This window comes from Bacillus sp. MM09(2025) (assembly GCF_050496725.1).
Classification (GTDB): Bacteria; Bacillota; Bacilli; order Bacillales; family Bacillaceae; genus Bacillus; species Bacillus pumilus.
In genome coordinates this window covers 355,827-378,456 of record NZ_JBNWEN010000003.1, presented here as the reverse complement: position 1 = coordinate 378,456, position 22,630 = coordinate 355,827, and the positions used below count along the sequence as shown (strand labels likewise).

Sequence of the window (22,630 nt, the reverse complement as noted above, 5' to 3'; positions counted from 1 at the left end):
TTCATTTTTAATGGAGGTTAAATTATGCGATTAGGATCTGGATACAAAGGCTCTTTAAAACTAGAGTCAACAAACATTGAGAACTTCGATATTGTCCCTCCAGAATCAAAAGGTTCGAATAGACCGACACAGTTTTATAAATTTCAATTTCGCAATGACCAAGATTGCACTGTTTCTATAAATCACGGAGAACCCATTTTCATCAGGTCTGGGGATGGCTTTTCAATGGATCATATTGACACTCCTATCTTTAGCTTTGTAATCAAAGAAAAAGGAATTCAGTATAACTTTGCTGGTGCTCACACATGAGTTTTTTTAATCCCAGGTTAAACAACGGAATATCACTGAAATGGTCTTTTGAATATACGCCTGACGAGAACGACCAAACAATCTCGTATATTGTAGTTCCAGATTACGACCCGACTAAAGATCAACTTGCAGTTATTGTTGGAGGAGTTGAGTGCTCTCCTTCCTCTTATGTAAAAACTGATAAAAACAAAATAACCTTTAATAACCCAGTTGATACGAATTTGTTCGAAATCATGGTGAGATGTTTTGGATAGAAATGAGGTGATAATTTGAATTTAATCTTACAGACCATACAGCATTTAGCTGGCAAAGAAGCTGTTTTAGTTGTAGAGAATAGAACTAAGTTATCTAATGGTCAAGAAGGCGCTATCTACGCTGTTTTAAATGATGAATCCCAATCTAATAAGCCAACTCTCTATATTTATAAAAATGGACAATTTGAGCTTGTTAGTGGATCATCTGTCGGTGATACAGAATTAAGTTTTCTTGACCTGATAGACACGCCTGCTTCGTATGAAGGGTATGCGAACAAGTGGATTAAGATAAATCCAAGTGGTACTGGGCTAATATTTGTTGATGCTCCGCAAGGTGGTGGATCAGGCGGTGACGCTTCTTCGGTCGTGTTCACCCCTACTGATTCAATTGAATCTGATAACGTACAAACAGCTATTGAGGAAATGGACTTCAAAAAAGCTCCTATTGATAGTCCTGTATTTGAGGGCGTAGTCCAATTACCTGAAACAACTTCCATTGGAAATGTTAAACCTAAAGAAATTGCTTACTTACAAGGGTTAACAGGCAATGTCGAAAACAGGTTAAAAACTACAGCAGAAGCCATCAGAACAGTTAATGATTCTATTGATCAACTTGAGATAAAAAGTCATGTACACAGCAACAAGCAAGTGATTGATAAATTTACTGAGCAAAACGGCAACCTGATGTATGGCAACTCAAAAGTGGCTTCAGGAGATATGCAAAAATTAATATACGATGCTGATGGCGATGATATTGTCGACTTCGCAAAATCACTTTCTGGTCAAGTTGTATCAATCGATGAAATTAATAGCCTATTAGGCGTAACAGGTAATATCCAGGATCAGATTAATGGAATCACTACTGGAGTTCAATTTAAAGGTGAGTTTGATACATACCCAGCAGCTATGCAAGCTTTCCCTTCTCCTCAACGTGGATATTGGATTTTTGTAAAAAGTGATTCAAACCACGGTGGAAGTAAAACGCAGTATATTTATAGCGGAGATGTTTGGGTGTATGCAGGTGGAGCTTCGACTATTAATGATGCCACATCGACAGTTAAGGGCGGAATTACATTAAGTGGTGACTTGACAGGAACGGCTTCTCTTCCTCAATTGGCCAAGAATGGTGTTGAAGCTGGAACATATGTTAATCCCACTGTCACTGTCGATGAAAAAGGAAGAGTTTCAAGCATAGCAAATGGCCAATCAACTGCTATAAATGACAATAACGTTGATAAGGTGTCTACATGGTCAAGCGATAAAATTAATGAGTCATTAAATTTCAAGGCTAATACTAATCACACTCATACAAACTTGCACGATCCTGCTCTGCTGGGCACAGTTTTAGTTGATGAATCTAGCATCGGAAACAATAAAGTTCTTGCATATAACGAAGGTACTGAAAGACTGAATTATGTACCTGTAGAAAGTAATTCAGTTTTTATTGGCATGAAGAAAATCACAGGGAACTATGAGTTGATTGCTGGAGGATATACGAAACTGGCAGTAGATGAAACTGGAAAGAAAATCACGATCACTTCTATTAATAGCGGTGGGATTAAATATCGTTATGAATCATTGCCTAATGATCGTTCTACCCCAGCTAAGTTGTTTAATGTACCAGAATACGAAAACAACAATGACACAATGATGGTTTACAAAAACGGTGTTCTTCAATCAAATCAGATGGATTACATTGAAAAATCGAATAAATCCATTGAATTTATTAAAGAAATCCCAGTTGAAGACCATATTGTCTTTATTGCAATGTCAGGAGGACGAGGTGGAGTGCCTACGTTAAACGAGATTAATGATACTGTTGCATTGCTGCCTAGTGAAACAAAAACACTCTCACTAGATGCGTGGTTTGATAAATATGATATTAGAACCATTTACGCAAAAGATGAGAACAAGAATTTAATATCCGTGTCTGTTTTTGACAAATCTTCAAATGGTGACGTTGTTTATCAGAGTTTGAAATCAGATTCAATCTATGATATCGCAAACATTCCTTGTCAGGATAAAGATGGAACGCAAAAAATACATGTTCAATTAATCAATCACAGCCAGAACAATGCTCAAGTAACATTAAAAATCAAAACAACAAACTTACTATAGGAGGTTATTTATGGGATACATATTTACAACAGGAACTTGTCTTAAGAGTGATCTCTACTCAGTGATTAAAAACTCTTTAATTAATGCTGGCTGGGAAAACAAATCCTCTAACGCCACTTCTGATTATGATGTCTTTTATTCTACTGGAGAATCAGGAGATAAAAAACTTGTATTTCAGATGAGAGCAACTGATATCACAGACAAAAACTCAATCATCTCAACCGATTATTGCACAGCTTCGTTAAGATTAGTTGAATCATACACCCCTGGTTCAAATGGTGCTGCTGGCACTGTAGGTAGACCTAGCGAGCCGTGGAAGTATTTCATGGTAGCCCCTAGTTCGGGCACACTATCGAAAGACACTACGATGACATATCGTCTTAACGTTAACAAAAATAGATTGATTATAGTCATTGAAAGTCCTTCCGCAACAGGATTAGGTTGTGTACTTAATTACATTGGCATTCCTGACGAAATCTATGCAGATGAACCAGATAGCAGAGGATTGATTTTTGCAACTACCTCAAGAGCAGATGTTGCAAGCAACCTACTTATTTCAAATTCACCAGTCAACATCGCTCCTGCAACTAGCGCTACAGTTAGACCAATCATAGTGAATCTTTCACCAAAGAATCCAAATACTCAAGGCTTGTATATGCTTTCCGAATTCTACTATGGAAACGCTAGTGAAGGTACTCGTGGTAAACTAACTGGAATTTATGGGTTGCCAAATGATAACGTGTTGCATGGAAGCATTATAGAAGACGGCTCAAGGCAATACTTCGTGGTTGTTCCAGGCGTATTCTCCAGCAATACATTTGGTTCTGCTGCTTTAGCAATCGAAGTCACAGGATATTAATTATGAGTGTGTTCAAGAAGGAAACCATAAAAAAAAAGAATCTTTATAATCGAATTCTATCCTTATTAATTGATGCTGGATGGACTAATGTTACATCGAATCCTGGTACAGATTTTGATGTTATGTATTCTACAGGTGAGACTGGTAAAGAAAGCATCTATTTTAATATTCGTCCCTTTGCTAGTGCAGTTACTTCCCCTTCCGCTTCTACAAATTTTTCAACAACCGATTACGCCTACTTTTCCTTCAGACTATGTAAGGAGTACGCACCATCTATTACTCCGATGAATCCTGGAACTTTCAAAAGAAATGAAGCTTGGAACATTGTTTTTATAACAACTGCAGCAACGCTCAACCCAGAAACTGATTTGACTTTGTATTATTCAGTAAATAGAGATCGGATAGTTTTCACTGTTGTTCCTCCCACTATCTTAAGGTCTAATGCCAGCATATGCTATTTTGGGAAGCCTACTAATTATGGTAAAACAGCTAAGAATGTTAATTGCCTTTATGCCACTTCAGCCAACCCATTGACTACTGGAAAAGCATTAATAGACGATCAAGCAGATTATCCTCAAGCAGCTTCTTATTTATTAAGCACCTTTATGAGCGATAACATAACCAACATTTTTGGCACTATGTTCATAAGCCCAATTGCTTTCGGTGATACCCTAGAAGGTGTGAGAGGTTATTTAGACGGACTGTATGCTATAAAAGACACTGCCCTGTTAGATGGAGATGTTTACATTGACTCGAATACAAAGAAAAAATATAAGGTGTTCTATACTTACTACACGACTAACAGAACAACTTCTTTTCCCTCAAACTACATTGGAATTGAGGTGGAATAATGGATAAGCTAAAAGGATTTGTAATGAGCTCAACTTTATTTGGCCAGAGGAAGCCGTCATACACTAAAGTTAAGATTGTTCCACCTGCGCCTGTTGTAGGATTAAGAGACTCGAATTTCGAAAAACAGATTATTGTTTCAGATCCCTTTGCAATTAAATCAGCTAAGAAGAAAACTGATATTAGAAAAGGTTTCGTTTTAGGTGGATCGTCCATGAATGCCCCTAGACAAACACCTTTAGAGCATAGTTGGACTAAGGGGATGAAGAATTAATGTCTGATACAATTTTCAATAAAATAACTGTTTTAAAGAAAGATTTATATAGCAAGCTAAAGCAAATCATGCTCGAATCAGGATGGCAAAATATCTCTAGTCGTCCATCAACTGATTATGATGTGATGTTTTCAAATGGTGAGAATGGAAAGAAGGAAATTTATTTTCAGATTAGAGATATTGCCAGTACAACTGCAGGCTCATCCACGACATTTTCAAATACAAATTCACGATTTTTCTCAATGAGATTATCAGGTAGGTATCTGCCTGGATCTTCTGGTGTTGCTGGAATATTTTCAAAAAATAGTGATACATGGAAAGCTGTAGCGATAACTTATCAATCAGAAATCCTTCCTAATCAGCCAATCGAACTTTATTACAGCTGCAATAAGGACAGACTTATCTTCTTGACTGACTATTCTCTGTCGCTTACACTACCATCTACATTGAATTACATAGGTGTTCCCGTAACTTTCGCAGATGAACATGAGTGGAGTTCCTGTGTATTTGCTTCAAGTAGTATAGGAGGAGGCAGAAGATTATATGTGACTGATATAAAGAATGATTATTCTGTTATTCCGCCAATTTCCTGTCTAACCTATTTAGGATTAGGAGGTAAGAATAAAACTGGTGAAAACATATTGATGAGTAACGTTATTTATGGGAGTACGAGCGAAGGGTTAAAGGGTACAATACCTGAAGTTTTCTCGTTCGGTTCCACAGACGGACTTGTTAATGGAGACTTAATTAAAGATGAAGAAAAAGTGTATAGAGCTTTTGAAACAACTCCTGGAACATCAACAGTTTATTCTTCATTTATTTCAAAATTTATTGCCATTAGGATTAAATAAACAAAGCCCCTCCTCATTTGAGCAGGGGTATTTTTTTCGTTTTTTTAGCTAAATAAAAAATAGACTCCCCTTGAGCTTTGGACGGTAAAAGGGAAAGTCTATCCTTAAAAACTATCTAATGATTAGCCAGCCCTCTTGTAGGCCTTATTGTTATCGCCATGATACGGCACCATCCAAGCTTCTTTCTAGTTGCAAAAACAGACATCTCATGAACGTGGACAGTTGTGGAAATGTCTGTTTTTGTTTAGCCTAGGCTATGCCAGTAGCCCAAGCTCGTTCCACCTCAAAGGAGGTGAAAAATATGAAGCTATCCACTTTTATCCTCATCTAATTTTATCTCAATTCAATTTTTATTTCAACATTAACTTTGATGACCACCTGTTAAACTAGCTCTATACAATGCCGTACCACCTTTAGTATATGAAACTGCCCGAAGCAGCGATTTCGATCCGTATTTATTTCTTATACCATCCATGACATAGCCGAGCTGTCTTTTTTTCTCCAATCCTCTTTCATCAAATAAAGTTAGCTGCTGATTAGTATCTTCTTCAATTTTACTTAATGTTACTGATATACTTCTAACAGTCTTATGTTGATAAAACGTGTTAAACAACTCCATACACGTCTGATATATGTCCATAGTGATATTGGTTGGACTTTCAATTGTTTTACTCCTGTGAAAACCTCCGCCATATTCCTCTTTGCTGTAACCTATACCTAAGCTAATCGTTCTCCCCACTTTATTATGATCTCGTGTTCTTTTAGCAACCTCTTCACATATTTCGAGAATCACTGCTTTGATTTCTTCTTTTGTCGTGTAGTCTCTGAGTAGTATCTGACTTTTTCCGAAACTAACTTGACCTTGTAACAATGGGGCACCTATCTCAGATAAGTCTATACCCCAAGCATGGTGATAAATCTGATTCCCCATTACTCCGAATTTCTTTTCTAAGGATTCAAGTGAATATTTAGCTAATGCACCAACTGTGTATATGCCCATTCGATTCAAGTTTTGTTCCATTCGTCTCCCAATTCCCCACATTTTAGAGATTGGTCTAACTGGCCATAGCTTCTCTGGAATGTCTTCATATCTCCATCTAACTATACCGTTCGGTGCTTTCTTACTTTCTAAATCCAAAGCAAGTTTGCTGATCAGCATATTATCACCAATTCCAATTGTACAAGGTAAGCCAAATTCCCGCATGATAGCATCCTGTATATGCTCTGCTATTTCTTCAACACTGTTCCACATTCTCATAACACCATCAACTTTTAAAAAGGATTCATCTATGGAGTAAGTGTGAACATCACATTCTGGCACATAGCGATAAAACAATTGTGTGATTTTTGTTGAAACGTTTATAAAAGTGTCCATTTTGGGATTAACAATATGAATTCTTGAATCATTCGGAATTTCAAATAGCCTTGAGCCAGTTTTAATTTTGAAATCTTGCTTGAGTTTAGGGCTTGCTGCTAACACGACACTCCCCTGTCTCTCTGTGTTGCCCACTACAGCTAAATAACACTCTAGTGGATCTAACCCCATCATAACTGCTGAAATGGAAGCATAAAAAGATTTCATGTCTACACACAGTATCTTGTGACGTGGAAACTTGGTGTAATCAATCATAAGAAACACCCACTATGTCATCTAACAAAACAAAGTGTATATCATCTGACATATCCTTTATATGTAGCATCTTCTTTTCGTAATTGATGTATTGTGTGAAACCTTTAAGTTGATTGACAACTCCTGAATCAAAAATTGAAAAATTCAATGCCTTGTTAACACTCATGGCGTAAGCAATTGTTGCTTCAAATTCTTCTGCTTGCTGTTCATCTATAATTGGTTTATCTGTTTTTTTCGTTTCTGCTAGATCGTGTTTAAGTCGTGCAACATGCTCAGGTAACATCATAGCTGTCCATTTAATCGTACCTCTGTCTCTAAGCATTTAATCACTCCTTCTTGAATGATTAAATAGTAACAGAACAAACGTTCTTTATCAATGTGTTTTAAGAACTTTTGTTCGATGTAAATATTGGTATTTAAAAACCCTCCTTTATTGGAGGGCAGTGTGTTAGTTGTTTTCTTCTTTATTTTTAAGATAATTCAGCACAGCTTCTTTATCTTTCTCGTCTTCTGGTAAAAACCCGAACGTTTTATACTCCCATACGGCTCTTCTCTGGATACCATAAAGCCCTATAGATAAAATATCTTCATATCCATAATCAATCGAGAAATTCCCTGTTTTATCTAATTGGAGGGTAGCTGTTGTCCAAGCACCTAAATCATTTTGTATATATGCTTTTTTCAATTCTTCAAAAGTTTTACTGAGTTCGTATAATAAATGAATGTATGTTGATTTACTTACATTATATTTAAGTGGAATTTCATGTCCATAAACATACTCTTCACTATTAGTCTCGTTGAAACAAAATGTAATTCCAGCTGAATCATCTAATATTTCTGCATACATCCAAACTTTATCCCAATCACACGGTATTATTTCATCAATTGATTCTGCTATTTTTTTATAATAGTGTTCTATCGATTCCATTATCTTTAACCTCCAGGTTGATTCTTGATAAATTCTTGAACATAACTTTTTCCGATTTTATATTCCACAAAAAAACTATCAGGTCTTAACAAATCACCCTGATAAATAGGCTCAATACTTACCTCTACATGTTTAGGTGGAATCTCTTTTAGTGCAGCCAACCATTCTTGCTCCATGTTGTACCATTTCCCACCACTACGATTAATCTGTGAATTCATCGGAAGCAGGTTATCAATATCCCCTGAACCTTTAAAAATTGACGCAATTAAATGTCCTCCATCATCATCCAGTAATCGATCTGGCTTTCCTGAATTGGATTGGGCGTATTGGTTTCTTTTGACCTCTCCGTATTTTAAATCACTTGCTTCAACTTTGACAATCCTTCCGTAGTGATCGGTTGTGTAGGTATACCCTTGTTTTGTTGTATACACAACATTTGGTTTTAACACTTTTTTACGTTTCCATCTCACATAGTGTTCTCCGTAACTGACAACAGTCGGTGGTGATTTTGGTGCTGGTAAACGTCTGCCTGTCTTAGAGATTCCATATCCTGAATTGTTGTCTAGACGCTTTGCCATAGAGAGGAGTTTATTTTTGAGATTTTCTCCGTCAAACACGTTATACGGCAGCTTCGGGCCACCAGCCAGTTGAAATTTTGGTGAGTATGGCAATAGATTCGGAATAGAAACTCTGTCTAATGATTTTGCTCCTTGTTCAAGGCCTTTCTTCACCGTTGTTTTGGCCGCTGTTGTCCCCGTTTTTGTAATGGCTCCTGCACCTTTAGAACCAAAGACAATCTCTGCTAGAGAACCAGTCGCATAGGCAAACCAGTGTGATCGAGAATATGCATTACCATCGATGACTTCTTTTTGGAATGAGTCCGAAATCGACTTTCCAATCGCTTTCGATGTTTCAATTGGATGGGAAACAGCCGTTACGACCGATTCAACGGCACCTCCAGGATCTGTCACAAGATCGTAGATGCCAACTACTGTATCTTTGGCCACATCATACAGACCAACTGCTGCACCTTTTACAACATCAACGAACCCCTCTGATGCTTCTTCCTGCGCTTTGATCTGGAGAAGCTGGCTGTAATACATTTTTTGATCGTAAGAAAGACTTTCATATCCAATTTCGTCTACAATCTCAAAGTATTTCTCTTCTGATATACACGAAGGATCGTTGAGTTTTTCCTTTAATTCTTTGATTCTTCGTTTCTCTTTTTCTTCTTTTTTCACCTTTAAATATGCTTTCACCTGTGCATCGATTTTATCATGATTCTTGTACACATCTGTCTCATGAAATGCTTTTGCATCGTAATACATTGGCTGCGCATTTTTCCCTTTTCCTGTAGCAGCCATCATTTTTGCATAAAAAGTTGCAAGATGTTTCTCAATCGCTTCTGATTTTTCGTATTCTGTTTTTAGGGCATGATCTATTTTATGTAAAGCATCAATTGCCTCTTTCCTTTTGTTGTCCGCATCATCTAAATGCTCATCTACCTCTTTGCTGGAAAATGTCTGTAATTCAATCAAATCACTAATATCATCGAAAATAGCCGTAAGGGCTTCCTTTTGTTCTTCAACCATGTCTTTATTGTTCTGAATGCCTTGTTTCAGTTGAGCGTCTAAAAAGTGCTCATCAATAAATGTACTACCGCCTAATGATTCATCATCAAGCTTTCCTTTGACTCCATCTAAAAAAGCCTTTTGCATATCAATAAAATCAAGATAAGTGTCTGTGTATAGTGCAAGATCATTATAAAAAGCTTTGATATTGTCTGCACCTTTACCTGTGAAATCATCACCGAGATTGGCAACACTTTGTAATGCCTTTTTTAAATCTGTTATTTCTTCTCGAAGCTGTTCATATGCCTTTGACCTTTTCTCAACAGCTGATACAAGAGAGGGAGCGTCTAATATTTTCATAATAAAAAAGACTCCTTTATGGAATATTCTTTTACTAGAATACCATAAGGAGTCTTATACTTTAATCTATTTTATCCAATTTTAACCACCAGAGCTTCCTCTTGATGCGACTGTCTGGACATCATCTTGCAAAGGTTGAATCAAACCATTTGTAAAGAAAAGTGTACCTAGTGCCATTACAACTATTGATAATGTTATAAAAATTGACTTCTTCATTTAATTCACTCCTTTTCCTACATACTGGCTTGCACGTAAGGCTCTTTTATAGTAATCCAATGATTGTTGCAGCAAGCCTCTTCTTTCTAAATATTTCGCCACATCAACCAAGATTTCCTCTAAATCAACCCATACACCTTTTCCTTCAAGATCTGAGCACAAGGTACTGATATTATTTATTTGGCTCTCAGAAACATCATAAACAAGCTCTTTCAATAATTTAAATTTAACCATAAAAATTTCATGCTCAACTTGTTCAGATAAGCTATAGCCATGATCAATTAATTCTATCGCTTCTTTACTTTGAGTTAATATTGCAACTCTAGATAATTCGTACAAACATCTCAATTTCAATAAATCATTTTTGTCGATTTCACTATAGCTTAAGGTATGCCTATATAGTTCAGTGGCATCTGAGTAATTGCCTTTCTTACTTTCCAAAAATCCCATATTGTAATACAGGTGTATGATTAAGTGATTATCGCCTATATTCTTAATCATTTCCTCTGCTTCATTAAAGAGGACACTTGCATCATCATATTTAAATTGATCTATTAAGTTCAGCGCATGTAGCATCCTACAATTGATTTGTCTTTTGACATAGGTTTCATGTGCATTAAAAGTATCTGAAGCGATTTGAGCATGATATTTAGATAAGAAAGTCATTTTCAAATCATAAAATAGAACAGCTAATTTATAATGAAATTCAGCTTTTTCTATCTCATCATCAACATAAGCCAACTTCTTTTCGGCTATTCTGAAAAAACTTAATGCCTTATCATAATCTTGCAAGTAGTCATGATATATCCCATTATAGAAATAGAAGTAATATGACATGAGTTTATTTGTTTTTTCTTCTTTTTCGTCTGGAGCGTTTCTCTCAAAGAACGGCTTGTCTAAATTTCTGCTAATATTCTGAAGTTTCAGCTTAAGTCTAAAGCTCAATAGTTGATAGTACAAAAGAATATCTTGATTTTCTTCCATTGATTCGATTGCTTTGTCTATGTCATCTTGCATTTCAATAGCTGCTGATAAATCCCCTTTTTGTATGGCAAGATTCCAAGTGTTCAACATGTTTCCTACCTCTTGAGAGGCAATTAACCTTGTCATCCCGTTACCCCCTTGTAAACAATTCCTTTGTATAATTTTAACACGATATTTACAACATATGTAAAGTCGAGGTGCCCATTTTAAAAGTTTTCGGTATACCGCAAAAGAGAGAATTTAATTAGACTCATTGCTTTAGTTAATCAAGCTCAGGTTATGGACATTGTGCTTTCATTCAAACAAAAAAAGGATGTAAGTAAACACCTTACATCCTTATATATTATCAACATTAATTAATATTTCATTGTTTTCAAGTGATGTGAATATCAAATGGTAACGGTCGCAGTTTTTAACATCAAAATGAATTTTATTCGTTTCTTTATCTAAAAGATATGCTTCGTCTTCTTGCTTGGTGAAGTAATAAGGATATACATTACCTTCAACGTCTTTCAACTTAAATTTCTTTGGCGTTATCTTTAAAGTAGCCCATCCTATTTCGAATGTAAGTACACAGTCATTTTTAACATGCATAAACTCGTTAGGCTGTGTTTTGTAAGCTCTATTAATTTTAAATGATTCCCCAGAAACTGTGATCAATTCATTCATATTACGAGCATTCTCATCTTCATTGTTGATTCCATAATTCATCTCTAAATCTATTCCAAATTTTTTAAATTTAAACTTCTTCATCACTATCTCCTCCTATCTTATCTAACCCTAATTGATGTTTGGCGTAAATGGTTCTTAAGATTATTATGTCTTCATTCGGATTAAACAATACTTGATACTTGGGATCATTCCCTTGATCGGAAACACGATTTATTATGTCATGAGAAGCACTGTCAGCGCACGCAAACACTACATCAGCACTGATCATCATATTTTTAGTATCCTTTAATTTGTTGAAACCGTCCATCCACTCTACTTGCAATCCATGCAACCTTAACCAATCTGTAAATTTTTTCCTGTCCCTGCTACTAATTATTAAAACTTTAAAATTCCCAATATGAACATGCTCAACTTCATTTTCTTTATAAGTTCGGCCTTATTGGTGGCGCTATCTTTTTGTTTGAGTGGATTTTTATTTCTATTTTGTTCAAAGATGTGTTTATTACGCATCACATACACCTAACTTATTACTGTATTTTAGAGCTATGCTTATTATAGCAAAAGATCAGCTTTTATTAAAATTGATGTACTTAGAATAAAAGATATGTTTTATGGGAAACAAAAATTTAATAAAATACAAATTACATACATAGCAAAGTGTGGTATCATAGACTAAGAGGAGGTGAATATGGTGACAGAGTCCATACATAGCGAAATTTCTGTAAGTGATTTTATAAAGTCGAGTTACATACGTGTACGAAAGTTTATTGAGAATACTCTAGATTCTTTAGAAATTGATGAGGCAGATAGTGTTTCGAAGTTCTCTAAAGGAGGATATAGCATAACAGTTTATTCAAGAAACAAGCCATCGGATGAAGCTATCGATCAAACTAATAAAGCAGTAAATCAATTGATGAACAACTTGTCTATAGACTAGAGCCTATCGTACGGCTCTTTTTTCATGCAAACCTTTGTTGTACCCAATCAATACCGCTTACGACAGACCCTGTCACGACAGGCGGGAAAAATTTCACAAGCTTCCCAAAGAAAAAGGAAAGCAGAATGATGATACACCCCGAAGCGATAATACTTCCATAGATAGACGAAATCCCGTATTTAGAGCCAATCGCAATCATAGGAGAAACCGCAGTAAATGTACAGCCTAATACAACAGGCAGACCGATACCAAAGAAACGATTTTTCCAAACTTGAAGGAGCGTGGCGGCCCCGCACATGAAAATATCTGCTGAGATTAAGTAAGTCAGTTGTGCAGGTGTGAGGCCGAGTGCATCTCCCACAATGAGTGGTACAAGAACGGCACCTGCGTACATCGCCAGCACATGCTGAATCCCTAGCGAGAGTGTTTTGGCTTTTTTAGCTGTACTCATGATTGTACCTCTCGTACAAACGTGACTTTCCCTTCCTCAAGTGATTCAATACGTGCAAGGGATTCGACGCGGTAGCCCATTTGAACAAGCGCATCTCTTCCTGGCTGAAATGACTTTTCAATGACAATGCCAAATCCGGCTACTTTTGCCTTCGCCTGCTTTGCGATTGCGGCAAGTCCTTTAGCGGCTTCACCGTTCGCCAAAAAGTCATCAATGATTAATACACAATCTTTTTCACCGAGATGCGTATTTGAGACAGCGATCGTGCTTTCTACTTTTTTTGTAAAAGAGTACACATTCGCTGTTAATAGGTTTTCTGTTAGTGTGAGTGATTGACGTTTTCGAGCAAAGACAACGGGTACTTGAAGAGCTAGTCCAGCCATCACAGCAGGTGCAATGCCCGAAGATTCGATTGTGATAATTTTTGTAATGCCATCATGCTTGAATAATCTAGCAAACTCTTGCCCGATCTCATGCATTAAGACAGGATCAATTTGATGATTTAAAAAGGCATCTACCTTTAACACTTGATTTGACAGAACGATTCCTTCGTTCTCAATTTTTTGACGTAACAATTCCATCATTCTTCCTCCCAGCATATTGGCAAACATTTTTATTTTTCGCATAAAAAAAGCATTGCTGTCCATGAGGAGCAAGCAATGCGAAAACGATCCACGGATCTTCAGCTCAAACAAGAGCTGTTTCATTTGCTCACTCATAGTCGGACGGTATCGGTGTCCGGTAGAAACTTGCGTGCCATCATCACGCGATTATATGAGTGTTATAGTGTTCAAATTATAACAAGATTTCAGACGCTTGGAAAGCACTTTTCTAGAAAAATACCGAACTTAAATAATAAATCAGATCAAAACGTTCGTTTTTAGAATATTCAAGCATCAAAAAAGCACCCTTCTGAGCAAAGGGTGCCTTTTATTTAAGATAAATACAGTTTCGTATATTTATCAGTTAAATAATCGATTAAATATTGTACATTTAATTCCTCACCAGTTGCATCTTGAATGATTTCAGAAGGCTTTTTGCGTTTTCCATGCTGGTGAACATGTGTTGTGAGCCATTCTTTTATTGGTGCAAAAGACCCGTTTTGAATCAGCTCATCAAAATTCGGTAAATCTTTGATCATTTGGTGCTTTAGTTGCGCCGCATACATATAACCAAGGGCATATGAAGGGAAATATCCAAAGCTACCATCAGACCAGTGAACATCCTGCAAGATGCCGAGTGCATCATTAGGAGGCGTAATGCCAAGATATGCTTTATATTTTTTATTCCACAGTGCAGGCAGGTCTTCAACCGCCACTTCTTCATTGAATATCGCTTTTTCAATTTCATAGCGGATGATAATGTGAAGCGGGTATGTAAGCTCATCTGCTTCAATTCGAATATAAGTTGGCTTCGATTCATTCACTGCATGCACAAAGTCTTCTAAAGAGACATCTTTAAATTGCTCAGGAGACGCTTCTTGAAGCTTTTGATAATACGTTTTCCAGAAGTCTTCATGTCTGCCAATAAAATTCTCAAAGAAAAGAGACTGTGATTCATGGATCCCCATTGATGTGCCATCACATAATAATGTTCCGCTCAGCGCCTCATCAATGTTTTGCTCATAGATGGCATGACCACACTCATGAATGGTGCCAAAGATCGCCATCCGAAAATCATGCTCATCATAACGGGTCGTCACACGAACGTCCCCTCTGCTCAATGTCACAGCAAACGGATGAACCGTTGTATCCAGACGTCCTGCATCAAAGTCATAGCCTAATTCTTTTAAGAAGAAAAGACTCAGTTCCTTTTGTTTGTCGATCGGAAAGCTTTTCGATAAAAATGAAGTATCCGGTTTATGAGGAGAGGCTTCGATTTTTTTCACGAGAGGAACAATGGCATCACGAAGTGCACCAAACTTTTGATCGAGCTGTTCAACCGTCATATCTGGCTCATAGTTATTGAGCAGCACATCATATGGCGTTTGTTTCACGCCCCAATATTGAATAAAACGCTTGTTAAAATCAATGAGCTGTTTTAAGTATGGAGCAAAGAGTGAAAAGTCTGATTTCTCCCTTGCTTCAACCCAGACATGCTCTGCTTTTGATTGTAAAATCGAGTATTCTTTAAATTCTTCTTTCGGAATTTTGCTGTTTTCATCATACTCTTTTTGTGATAATTCGAGCGCCTTTTGTGTATCTTTTGACAGCTCATCTCGGTGTTTATTTAATGCATCAAGAAGATCTCTCATTTCATCAGAAGTCTTCATATTAAAAATATCACTTGATAATTGACCGATCGTTTCAGCTCTGAAATCGGCGCTTTTTTTAGGCGCCTGTGTTCTAGAGTCCCAATAAAGTAAATGGAGCGCCTCCGTATAGTGGGCGATTTTTCCTAGTAATTGATAAAACGCTTTCTCTTGTGCTTCAAGACTCATACGTTTGTTCCCCCAATCGATAAAATATGTATGTACGTTTCAAGGCTACTTCAAGGAATGTTCTTTTGTCAATGAAAAAGGAGGATACGCAGATGGTATCCTCCTCTCTTTTTTCGTTATATATTATTTAAGATGTGATGATTGGCTTTACTGGCAGAACGGATTCAATTTTACTTTGAAGCTCTGTATCTTCCTTACGGTCAAAGTAAATATGAATGGTTCCTGCATCTTGGCTTGTCCGAATCAGTCTTCCAATACCTTGTCGTAAACGCAGCAGCATATACGGAAGGTCGACTTCAGCACGAGCATCCTTTGCTTCATTCCGTTTCGCCTCAAATACCGGATCATGAGGCGGGTAAGGAAGTCCCCAGATGATCACATTTGTTAATGATTGTCCTGGAATATCCAGCCCTTCCCAAAGGTGAACAGAGCATAACACAGATGTCTCATCCGCTTGAAACTTTTGAACAATCGTACTGATTTCCTCGTCTCCCTCAAAGTACACGTCGAAAGGCAGTGATTCATCCGATGCTTCAAGCTGCTTTCTAAAGAAATGAAGTTCATCAAATGAAGGGAACAAAATGAGAGACCGTCCTCCATTATCTTTCAGCTGAGTGATCACTTGCTGTCCTTTTACTTCTTGCTCTTGAAGCTGCTGAATCCCGTGGAAATAAATCTTCATTTGTTCATCGTAATCATACGGCGAAGCGACACTCATTGATAAGTAGTCTTTTATCCCAAGACTTTCAGCTAAATAATCAAAGGATTGATTTTCAGACAATGTAGCAGAAGAGAAAATGTATGGTCTTTTTTGCGAGAATACCTTTTCACCAAGTACCTCTGCGACAGTCTTTGGCATCACAACAAATGTCGTATCTAATTCCTGCTTTTCAAGCCAGCTAATCGCATTTTTTTGATAAAGCGACAGAGAATACGCCATTTGTTCAATGTACTCTTCTACAACAGACAATTCGTATTGATCGATTGTATACATCTCTGATTCAAATACGAGTGCTTCTCCGATTTTTTCAAGTAAATCACACAATTCACTTGCAGAACGCTTCACCTCATCCACCCGGCCAATTTCAAGTCGATGTGAGCCCTTGATTTCTTTGGCATGTGTTTTTAAGAGATAAAAGAACTCATCGTTTGTAGCTAGTGCATCTTCAACGAGCTCGGCAAACTCTTCGCGTATATCGTTTTGAAGCAGGCGCTCTAAAAAGGTTTCCAGCATTGATTGCTTCACTCGGTATGTCAGTGCTTTTTGTGCGGCAAATTCAAGAAGGTGCCCCTCATCAAATACAACAGAGCTATGTTCTGGAAGCAGCGGAAGCTGACCCTCGCGTTTGCGGGATTCCTTCGTCCACACATGCTCCATATAAAAATCATGAGAACAGATGATGAGGTCTGTTGCTTTCCGGTAATGATCTCTTGATAAATTCAAACCACAGCGATGACGCATATCGCACGTCAAGCAGTCCTGAAACGAATCATAGCCAATGCGTGACCATTCATCATTGGATAGCTCTGGGTACTCTTTTCGATCACCATACGGATAAAAATTCTGCATCCCATGTGATTCATGAACAAACGAAGGAAGCGTTTCATAAATATCGAGCCACTTCTCATCATCTTCACGCTGCATGGTTTTCTCTAATTTCTTTAAGCATAAATATTGATCATGCGATTTACTTAATCTCGCATCTATTTGAATATCAAGGTGATTGGCAATTTTATAGATATCACCCTCTTGTTTCACTAGCTGTTCAATTAACGTTTCGTCTGCACATGCAATAATCGCAGGTTTCCCTGTATACCTTGCATATGTGACCGCAAATAATAGATAAACGATGGTTTTGCCTGTGCCTACCCCAGCTTCGGCAAACATCACACTTTTTTCTTTAAAGGCTCTTTCTAGTTGAAAAGCCATGAATATTTGTTCATCTCGAAGATCAAAGCCCTTTTCTGGCAAAATGTCATAGAACACATCACCAATCCAGTTGCCCAGTTCTTCGTAAAAATTATGTTCTTTTGATAATGAAAAAGGCAAACGAGATGCTGTCACCTGCTTCAACCCCCAACTTTTGAATCATTCAGACATTCTATAGTAACATTTATGCTGGGGAATGACAATCTTTTTTATGACCGCAAACGATGTTGGTAGGTTTCCTTCATTAAAAATGCATGCTCAGATCGCTCTATGTAAGCCTGAGCAAGCGCTAAATCTTCGATGGCTGCAGTCAGCTGAGCAGATTGTCCACCTTCTTGCCCTTTAATTTCTTGAGCAGTCGAAGCGAGTGCTTTTTGGATTAACTGAAATTGATCATATTGTATCATGGAGACACCTCTTTTTTTAAAATCAAGTTCAGTTTATTCCGTCCCGTGAAGGTTTATACCTTTCTGCGATAAAAAAAGCCACACCTTCTGTAGGTGTGACCATTTTTTATGATTCAGTTGTCTGTTTTCTAGGCGGGCGTTTTCCCCAATATTGGTAATAGTCTGTTTTAATAAAACCATTAAACAGTTTTCTCTTTTTCGTTGCTTTTCTACCAAAGCACTCTTCGAACTGTTCGTGTGACGTTAAGATGTAAATGGACCATGTGTCTAGGCTTTTAAATGCTTCGCCCATTCCTTGATACATTTTTTCAACAGCTGGTTTATCACTGAGTCGTTCTCCATAAGGCGGATTTCCGACAATCACACCGTAATCTTCTTTTGTTTGAAAGTCTTTCACTTGCATTTGTTTAAACTCAATCAATTCACTTAGTCCAGCTTCTTCCGCATTCATTTTTGCAATGTCTATCATCCGGTGATCGATATCACTTGCAATAATGTGGAGCGGCTGATCATAGTTTGCCTTTTCTTCCACTTCGTGACGCGCTTTGTTCCATACGTCTTCACCAATCCATTCCCATGACTCGGATGCAAAATCCCGGTTAAATCCTGGGGCAATATTTTGTCCAATCATGGCCGCTTCAATAGCGATTGTTCCTGATCCGCAGAAAGGATCAACAAACGGACGGTCAGGTGTCCAATTCGTTAATAGCACGAGTGCAGCCGCAAGGGTTTCTTTAATAGGTGCTCCGCCTTGATCCATGCGGTACCCCCGTTTATGAAGACCTACACCAGATGTATCAAGCGTGAGCACAGCTTTATCTTTTAAAAGGGCAACCTCAATTTTATACTCGGGTCCTGTTTCTTCAAGCCATTCAGACTGTATGTTGTAAGAGGAGATGAGCTTTTGCGCAATCGCCTTTTTGACGATACGCTGACAATCCGGCACACTGGCAAGCTGTGATTTCACAGATTTACCGATGACAGGGAACGTGCTGTTTTTCGGTAAAAAAGCGGCCCAGTCAATCGCCTTTGTGCGTTCAAACAGCTCATCGAATGTTTTTGCCGAAAATTCAGCGACTTGTACCTTTATTCGGTCTGCTGTACGCAGCCAAAGGTTCGCACGGCAAATCGCAAGTGCGTCCCCTTCGAAAATCACTTTTCCGTTGTCTACTGTGCATTCATAGCCAAGGTCTCTTACTTCTTTTGCAACAATCGCTTCAATCCCCATTGGAGCAGTTGCGATAAGTGTATAGGTTTTCATTGATTTATCACCTGTTTTCTCGTCCTTTTATGTATTCCAAGATAAAAGCTCTCCATATGTTGAAATAGGAGAGCTTTGTTTTCATCATGTTTATAATAACGGATATAACGTTCTGTAAGCCATGTTTTGTTCCATTGTACTGCAAACGGCAAATGCCTCGTACTCAGGTGGTAATCATCTATCTACAGAATACTCTGTCCTTCTCTCCGTTTGGTTCCTTTGAGAAAGTTCCCCTACCAAGTTTGGGTTTCTCGCTCGAGGGGTTTACCGCGTTCCACTCTCACCATTTCTAGTGAGACTTCGTCACTGTGGCACTTTCAAGGATACTTTGCCATATCCTAAAAGGACGTAGGCATTTTTCCTGCCGTCAGCCTTTCCCAGGCTGCCCTGGCTTATTTTTTCGCCAGGCACGAACACTACGGGCATCTCAGCACCGTGCGAGCATGGACTTTCCTCTGCAATGTCTAAACGCATTGCAGCGATTACCCGAACGTTAATCAACATGCGTTATTATAAACGACAATGACATGAGGCACAAGCTTTTTCAGCAAGGCTCAATCATAAAGTTTGCTTCCGAAAACGTGTTTCTCAAGGTTAGATAGTCTTTTTAAAATATCAAAGTTTGTTGTATTAGACTGTGCAGGCTGTCTTTTCCCTTGCTCAACGGCTTCTTCAAGCTGTTTTGACAAATGGAGGTTTTCTTGTTGAAGCTTTTCGATTTCTTGGTTGAAGGTCTCATAGTCTTTAATGACCATATCTAAAAATTTATCGACTTCTTCTTGTTTGTATCCTCTGACACCAGTTTTAAATTCTTTTTCTAAAATTTCTTTCGCAGAAAGCTTTACTTTATCAGCAAGCATCTTTTTCACCTCATATCGTGAATTCATAGTATATTTTTTCAGAAATACGTGACGTTGTCAAATTTTCTCTTGCTTTTAGTCAAAAAACGGATCTTCCGCCTCAACTTGCGCTCTCAAATCATCCATTGTGATGTACATAATAGGGTAATCGGTATAGTTTTCCGCTTCTTTGATCATGTACTTTGGCGAGCCATCATGCTCCGGATCATAAAGGGCGAGGAGTCCATCTGTTTTTTCAATAAAAAAACGGTTCTTTTGTTTAAATTGTGCCGGACTTTCATACGGTCTATGCGTGACACTTTCTACAAAATCGGCCTGTGCAAGAATTCCTTCATACAACTCTTTGTTTTGTTCATTCCAGCGCTCTTCCTGTTCATAAAATGGCGTAATGACGGCAAGTTTTAACGCTGGATACTCCTCTTGAAGCTCAAATACTACTTCGGCCGTCCAGATTTCTGCACCAAGCTGGCCTGATATGAGAACCCACTCGAGGCCATCTTCAATTAAAGCTGTCAGCCTTTTTTGAAGCTCCGCTTTTATGTATTGAAGTGCAGGCTCGTCTTGTTTGAATATCCCAAGCTCAAATGGCTTGTACCCTGTGACAGCAATAATTTTCATTTTTTCACCTGCTTTTAAAAAAAGGGACTTATAAAAGTCCCATTCCACTTTATCTGTTACAGCAAGGTCCACCGCAGTTAAAGTGTTGATGTGTTGCCGGGTCCACCTGAGAAAACGTATGCGGGAAGTAGTGAACATGTTTGAAATTTTGATGGTGAACATTTGTCACATGTTGCGGATGGATATGCGGCACAATTGTTGTTGAATCACTGTGTGTACAGCAATGATTCGTCGGATGAACAATTGGCTGTGTAACATTAGGCTGGCAATGATGATGATGGTACATGTAGCATTCCCCTCTCCTTAATTTTCTTACATTAATAATGTATGAATTAAGAGGTGTACATGTACTAATGCATTAACCTATTTTAAAAGTTTGCAAGGAAAACATCCTTATAGTTTGAAAACACAAAAGCGACCAAAATGACAACAAGAAAAAACAAGTAGAAAAGACCCTTATACATGCTCTACGCTCCTCATTCAATATCTAACGTTATTTTACAGGATTCGTGACTTTTCTACAATAAAAGTGCTAAACAATTTTCATTTTCGGTCGAGAGCCGAACGTTGTCATGTTTTGCGCTTTCCCGGGCAATAATGTTTATTGCCCAGCTTTTCTCAAAAGCCGTTTTTTTCGCTTTTCAAGTTCTTCAGTTTCTCGCTGACTTAACGTAGAAAAAGATAATAACGATTCAGTGACAGATAGAGCTGATCTTGCATCTTTTTCACGATGTTCTTGATACTTCGCAAGCTCTATACCCGCTTTTAATGCTAAATGGACATCACTTGATGCAAATAATTTCTCCCAAATTTGAACCGCTTGATCCCACTCGTTTTGTCGTTTATATTGCAAGGAAAGATCATAAGATGCCTGATTCGCATGCTCAAAGTCAGCATTCGTTAATTCCTGCAAATGCTTCGTTGCTTCCTGTACATCACGATGAGCAAGATGCCACCTAGCGAGCGCATATTTCTCATTGTGTTCCTTTACCGCATCCTCAGATAGTATTTTTTTGGATAGGTGAATGTAGAGGCTGATTAACGATAAGACGTCTAGTTCATTATGAGTCAAGATTCCTTCAATCAGCTTCGGGTTTTGTTCCTTTAAAAAATGAAAATAAATCATCGGTGCCAAAAACCCCGGCGTGTCGTTTTCACGCTGCACGTGCAGCTCTTCTTTTTCCACAACAGATAGCGCCATTCGTTCATATTTATGCTTCCACAATCGTCTAGATCCGTGCAGAAGATCAAAATGGCCGTATTCAGGAAGTGCAGGGATTTGACCTCGTAAAAGCGTATGTCTCGTTTTCACTTGCGGCCAATCGAATGATTTACCATTATATGTAACTAACGATTCTACGTTTACTTCATCCAGAAAGCTTTTGTAAAGAGCCGCTTCATTTCCTGGATTGGTGAGCAGGTGCTGTTTCACCACCACTTTGCCCGAAAAGACACGTGCGTGTCCAAGCAAGAAGATCATATTTCCCGTACCGCCAGATAATCCTGTTGTTTCTGTATCAAAGAAAAACAGCTCGTGCGGCTCGTACCCTTTAGCCGATAGCGAATGCTGGATGCCGCTTTCGTTCCATTGCTCAATGATTTTCGGCAGTTCCGGAAACGAATAGCGCCCATGCTGATGATCTAATGAGTAGGTAACTTCGCGAATCAGACAAAAGGACTCCTCAAAATGATAAGGAGACACACCTAATGCTTCCCATTCTCTTAAAAATGGGATATTTTCTGAAGTCACAGGCTGAGGTATTCCTTCCGATGTTTTCTGCCGGTTTTCATGTGTCTGATTGTGCGATAGATGCTTTTTCATTCTGTTTAATTTCCCTTTTAAAGACATGA

23 protein-coding genes, 1 other RNA gene, 1 pseudogene and 1 riboswitch are annotated in these 22,630 nt (G+C 38.0%); of the genes and pseudogenes, 6 read left to right on the top strand and 19 right to left on the bottom strand.

Features of this window, described 5'->3' with window-relative positions:
* The first annotated feature begins 24 nt into the window (after window positions 1-24).
* The 6 genes from ACQYAC_RS06230 to ACQYAC_RS06205 all read left to right on the top strand — a co-directional run bounded on the left by ACQYAC_RS06230 (window position 25) and on the right by ACQYAC_RS06205 (window position 5,514).
* Window positions 25-309: a hypothetical protein gene (locus ACQYAC_RS06230; RefSeq protein ID WP_169510821.1), complete on the top strand. Its 285-nt coding sequence runs from the start codon at window positions 25-27 to the stop codon at window positions 307-309.
* Between the two features lie 269 nt (window positions 310-578).
* On the top strand, window positions 579-2,681 hold the full coding sequence (locus ACQYAC_RS06225) for a hypothetical protein (protein WP_429942932.1): 2,103 nt from the start codon (window positions 579-581) through the stop codon (window positions 2,679-2,681).
* 10 nt (window positions 2,682-2,691) lie between these two features.
* Window positions 2,692-3,540 (top strand): hypothetical protein, encoded by an 849-nt coding sequence (locus ACQYAC_RS06220; RefSeq protein WP_429942931.1) that lies wholly within the window; start codon window positions 2,692-2,694, stop codon window positions 3,538-3,540.
* Between the two features lie 2 nt (window positions 3,541-3,542).
* On the top strand, window positions 3,543-4,391 hold the full coding sequence (locus tag ACQYAC_RS06215) for a hypothetical protein (RefSeq protein ID WP_429942930.1): 849 nt from the start codon (window positions 3,543-3,545) through the stop codon (window positions 4,389-4,391).
* Window positions 4,391-4,663, top strand: a complete 273-nt coding sequence (locus tag ACQYAC_RS06210; protein ID WP_429942929.1) for a hypothetical protein — start codon at window positions 4,391-4,393, stop codon at window positions 4,661-4,663. Before ACQYAC_RS06215 ends, ACQYAC_RS06210 begins: the two co-directional genes overlap by 1 nt.
* On the top strand, window positions 4,663-5,514 hold the full coding sequence (locus ACQYAC_RS06205) for a hypothetical protein (RefSeq protein ID WP_429942928.1): 852 nt from the start codon (window positions 4,663-4,665) through the stop codon (window positions 5,512-5,514). Before ACQYAC_RS06210 ends, ACQYAC_RS06205 begins: the two co-directional genes overlap by 1 nt.
* Before the next feature lie 361 nt (window positions 5,515-5,875).
* On the opposite strand, the gene ACQYAC_RS06200 is transcribed toward ACQYAC_RS06205, so the two are convergent.
* The 19 genes and pseudogenes from ACQYAC_RS06200 to ACQYAC_RS06110 form a co-directional block, all read right to left on the bottom strand.
* Window positions 5,876-7,144, bottom strand: coding sequence for a DNA polymerase thumb domain-containing protein (locus tag ACQYAC_RS06200; RefSeq protein WP_429942927.1), 1,269 nt, complete (start codon window positions 7,142-7,144; stop codon window positions 5,876-5,878).
* A complete protein-coding gene (locus tag ACQYAC_RS06195; protein WP_429942926.1) occupies window positions 7,137-7,466 on the bottom strand; it encodes a YolD-like family protein in 330 nt (109 codons plus the stop codon). The genes ACQYAC_RS06200 and ACQYAC_RS06195 overlap by 8 nt, the downstream gene beginning before the upstream one ends.
* A 126-nt stretch (window positions 7,467-7,592) precedes the next feature.
* Entirely contained in the window at window positions 7,593-8,072 is a 480-nt protein-coding gene (locus ACQYAC_RS06190) for a TIGR01741 family protein (protein WP_429942925.1), read from the bottom strand.
* A 5-nt stretch (window positions 8,073-8,077) separates the two neighbouring features.
* Window positions 8,078-10,003 (bottom strand): T7SS effector LXG polymorphic toxin, encoded by a 1,926-nt coding sequence (locus tag ACQYAC_RS06185; protein WP_429942924.1) that lies wholly within the window; start codon window positions 10,001-10,003, stop codon window positions 8,078-8,080.
* A gap of 81 nt (window positions 10,004-10,084) precedes the next feature.
* Entirely contained in the window at window positions 10,085-10,219 is a 135-nt protein-coding gene (locus ACQYAC_RS06180) for a hypothetical protein (protein WP_263639953.1), read from the bottom strand.
* Window positions 10,220-11,329, bottom strand: a complete 1,110-nt coding sequence (locus ACQYAC_RS06175; RefSeq protein ID WP_429942923.1) for a hypothetical protein — start codon at window positions 11,327-11,329, stop codon at window positions 10,220-10,222.
* 210 nt (window positions 11,330-11,539) lie between these two features.
* Window positions 11,540-11,956, bottom strand: coding sequence for a hypothetical protein (locus tag ACQYAC_RS06170; RefSeq protein ID WP_429942922.1), 417 nt, complete (start codon window positions 11,954-11,956; stop codon window positions 11,540-11,542).
* Window positions 11,943-12,197 (bottom strand): hypothetical protein, encoded by a 255-nt coding sequence (locus ACQYAC_RS06165; RefSeq protein WP_429942921.1) that lies wholly within the window; start codon window positions 12,195-12,197, stop codon window positions 11,943-11,945. Before ACQYAC_RS06165 ends, ACQYAC_RS06170 begins: the two co-directional genes overlap by 14 nt.
* A gap of 670 nt (window positions 12,198-12,867) precedes the next feature.
* Window positions 12,868-13,263, bottom strand: a pseudogene (locus tag ACQYAC_RS06160) (solute carrier family 23 protein); the annotation flags it as partial.
* Entirely contained in the window at window positions 13,260-13,844 is a 585-nt protein-coding gene (xpt, locus tag ACQYAC_RS06155) for a xanthine phosphoribosyltransferase (RefSeq protein ID WP_144462829.1), read from the bottom strand. The gene xpt and the pseudogene ACQYAC_RS06160, both read right to left, overlap by 4 nt.
* Window positions 13,845-13,961: 117 nt before the next feature.
* Window positions 13,962-14,061, bottom strand: a riboswitch (purine riboswitch).
* A 136-nt stretch (window positions 14,062-14,197) separates the two neighbouring features.
* Complete coding sequence (locus tag ACQYAC_RS06150; protein ID WP_429942920.1) at window positions 14,198-15,703, bottom strand: carboxypeptidase M32; 1,506 nt, start codon at window positions 15,701-15,703, stop codon at window positions 14,198-14,200.
* 127 nt (window positions 15,704-15,830) lie between these two features.
* Entirely contained in the window at window positions 15,831-17,768 is a 1,938-nt protein-coding gene (locus ACQYAC_RS06145) for an ATP-dependent DNA helicase (protein WP_058014845.1), read from the bottom strand.
* Between the two features lie 74 nt (window positions 17,769-17,842).
* Entirely contained in the window at window positions 17,843-18,040 is a 198-nt protein-coding gene (locus ACQYAC_RS06140; RefSeq protein ID WP_429942919.1) for a hypothetical protein, read from the bottom strand.
* A gap of 106 nt (window positions 18,041-18,146) precedes the next feature.
* Window positions 18,147-19,301: a THUMP domain-containing class I SAM-dependent RNA methyltransferase gene (locus ACQYAC_RS06135; protein WP_169057115.1), complete on the bottom strand. Its 1,155-nt coding sequence runs from the start codon at window positions 19,299-19,301 to the stop codon at window positions 18,147-18,149.
* A gap of 110 nt (window positions 19,302-19,411) precedes the next feature.
* Window positions 19,412-19,795: RNase P RNA component class B (gene rnpB / locus ACQYAC_RS06130), an RNA gene on the bottom strand.
* A 60-nt stretch (window positions 19,796-19,855) separates the two neighbouring features.
* Window positions 19,856-20,161: a cell division regulator GpsB gene (gene gpsB, locus ACQYAC_RS06125; protein ID WP_012010336.1), complete on the bottom strand. Its 306-nt coding sequence runs from the start codon at window positions 20,159-20,161 to the stop codon at window positions 19,856-19,858.
* Window positions 20,162-20,236: 75 nt separating this feature from the next.
* Complete coding sequence (locus tag ACQYAC_RS06120) at window positions 20,237-20,779, bottom strand: DUF1273 domain-containing protein (protein WP_199800961.1); 543 nt, start codon at window positions 20,777-20,779, stop codon at window positions 20,237-20,239.
* A 49-nt stretch (window positions 20,780-20,828) separates the two neighbouring features.
* On the bottom strand, window positions 20,829-21,065 hold the full coding sequence (cotD, locus tag ACQYAC_RS06115) for a spore coat protein CotD (protein ID WP_080984739.1): 237 nt from the start codon (window positions 21,063-21,065) through the stop codon (window positions 20,829-20,831).
* Between the two features lie 315 nt (window positions 21,066-21,380).
* Window positions 21,381-22,628: a ribonuclease H-like domain-containing protein gene (locus ACQYAC_RS06110; RefSeq protein WP_429942918.1), complete on the bottom strand. Its 1,248-nt coding sequence runs from the start codon at window positions 22,626-22,628 to the stop codon at window positions 21,381-21,383.
* Window positions 22,629-22,630: the final 2 nt, after the last annotated feature.

What these genes read in the sequence shown, in the direction of transcription:
- ACQYAC_RS06120 (WP_199800961.1), bottom strand. Translation starts at nt 20,779, where the DNA reads ATGAAAATTATTGCTGTCACAGGGTACAAGCCATTTGAGCTTGGGATA.
- ACQYAC_RS06195 (WP_429942926.1), bottom strand. Translation starts at nt 7,466, where the DNA reads ATGCTTAGAGACAGAGGTACGATTAAATGGACAGCTATGATGTTACCT.
- ACQYAC_RS06180 (WP_263639953.1), bottom strand. Translation starts at nt 10,219, where the DNA reads ATGAAGAAGTCAATTTTTATAACATTATCAATAGTTGTAATGGCACTA.
- ACQYAC_RS06150 (WP_429942920.1), bottom strand. Translation starts at nt 15,703, where the DNA reads ATGAGTCTTGAAGCACAAGAGAAAGCGTTTTATCAATTACTAGGAAAA.
- cotD (WP_080984739.1), bottom strand. Translation starts at nt 21,065, where the DNA reads ATGTACCATCATCATCATTGCCAGCCTAATGTTACACAGCCAATTGTT.
- ACQYAC_RS06220 (WP_429942931.1), top strand. Translation starts at nt 2,692, where the DNA reads ATGGGATACATATTTACAACAGGAACTTGTCTTAAGAGTGATCTCTAC.
- ACQYAC_RS06215 (WP_429942930.1), top strand. Translation starts at nt 3,543, where the DNA reads ATGAGTGTGTTCAAGAAGGAAACCATAAAAAAAAAGAATCTTTATAAT.
- ACQYAC_RS06170 (WP_429942922.1), bottom strand. Translation starts at nt 11,956, where the DNA reads ATGAAGAAGTTTAAATTTAAAAAATTTGGAATAGATTTAGAGATGAAT.
- ACQYAC_RS06175 (WP_429942923.1), bottom strand. Translation starts at nt 11,329, where the DNA reads ATGACAAGGTTAATTGCCTCTCAAGAGGTAGGAAACATGTTGAACACT.
- ACQYAC_RS06200 (WP_429942927.1), bottom strand. Translation starts at nt 7,144, where the DNA reads ATGATTGATTACACCAAGTTTCCACGTCACAAGATACTGTGTGTAGAC.
- ACQYAC_RS06185 (WP_429942924.1), bottom strand. Translation starts at nt 10,003, where the DNA reads ATGAAAATATTAGACGCTCCCTCTCTTGTATCAGCTGTTGAGAAAAGG.
- ACQYAC_RS06205 (WP_429942928.1), top strand. Translation starts at nt 4,663, where the DNA reads ATGTCTGATACAATTTTCAATAAAATAACTGTTTTAAAGAAAGATTTA.
- ACQYAC_RS06230 (WP_169510821.1), top strand. Translation starts at nt 25, where the DNA reads ATGCGATTAGGATCTGGATACAAAGGCTCTTTAAAACTAGAGTCAACA.
- ACQYAC_RS06140 (WP_429942919.1), bottom strand. Translation starts at nt 18,040, where the DNA reads ATGATACAATATGATCAATTTCAGTTAATCCAAAAAGCACTCGCTTCG.
- ACQYAC_RS06190 (WP_429942925.1), bottom strand. Translation starts at nt 8,072, where the DNA reads ATGGAATCGATAGAACACTATTATAAAAAAATAGCAGAATCAATTGAT.
- ACQYAC_RS06110 (WP_429942918.1), bottom strand. Translation starts at nt 22,628, where the DNA reads ATGTCTTTAAAAGGGAAATTAAACAGAATGAAAAAGCATCTATCGCAC.
- ACQYAC_RS06210 (WP_429942929.1), top strand. Translation starts at nt 4,391, where the DNA reads ATGGATAAGCTAAAAGGATTTGTAATGAGCTCAACTTTATTTGGCCAG.
- ACQYAC_RS06135 (WP_169057115.1), bottom strand. Translation starts at nt 19,301, where the DNA reads ATGAAAACCTATACACTTATCGCAACTGCTCCAATGGGGATTGAAGCG.
- xpt (WP_144462829.1), bottom strand. Translation starts at nt 13,844, where the DNA reads ATGGAATTGTTACGTCAAAAAATTGAGAACGAAGGAATCGTTCTGTCA.
- gpsB (WP_012010336.1), bottom strand. Translation starts at nt 20,161, where the DNA reads ATGCTTGCTGATAAAGTAAAGCTTTCTGCGAAAGAAATTTTAGAAAAA.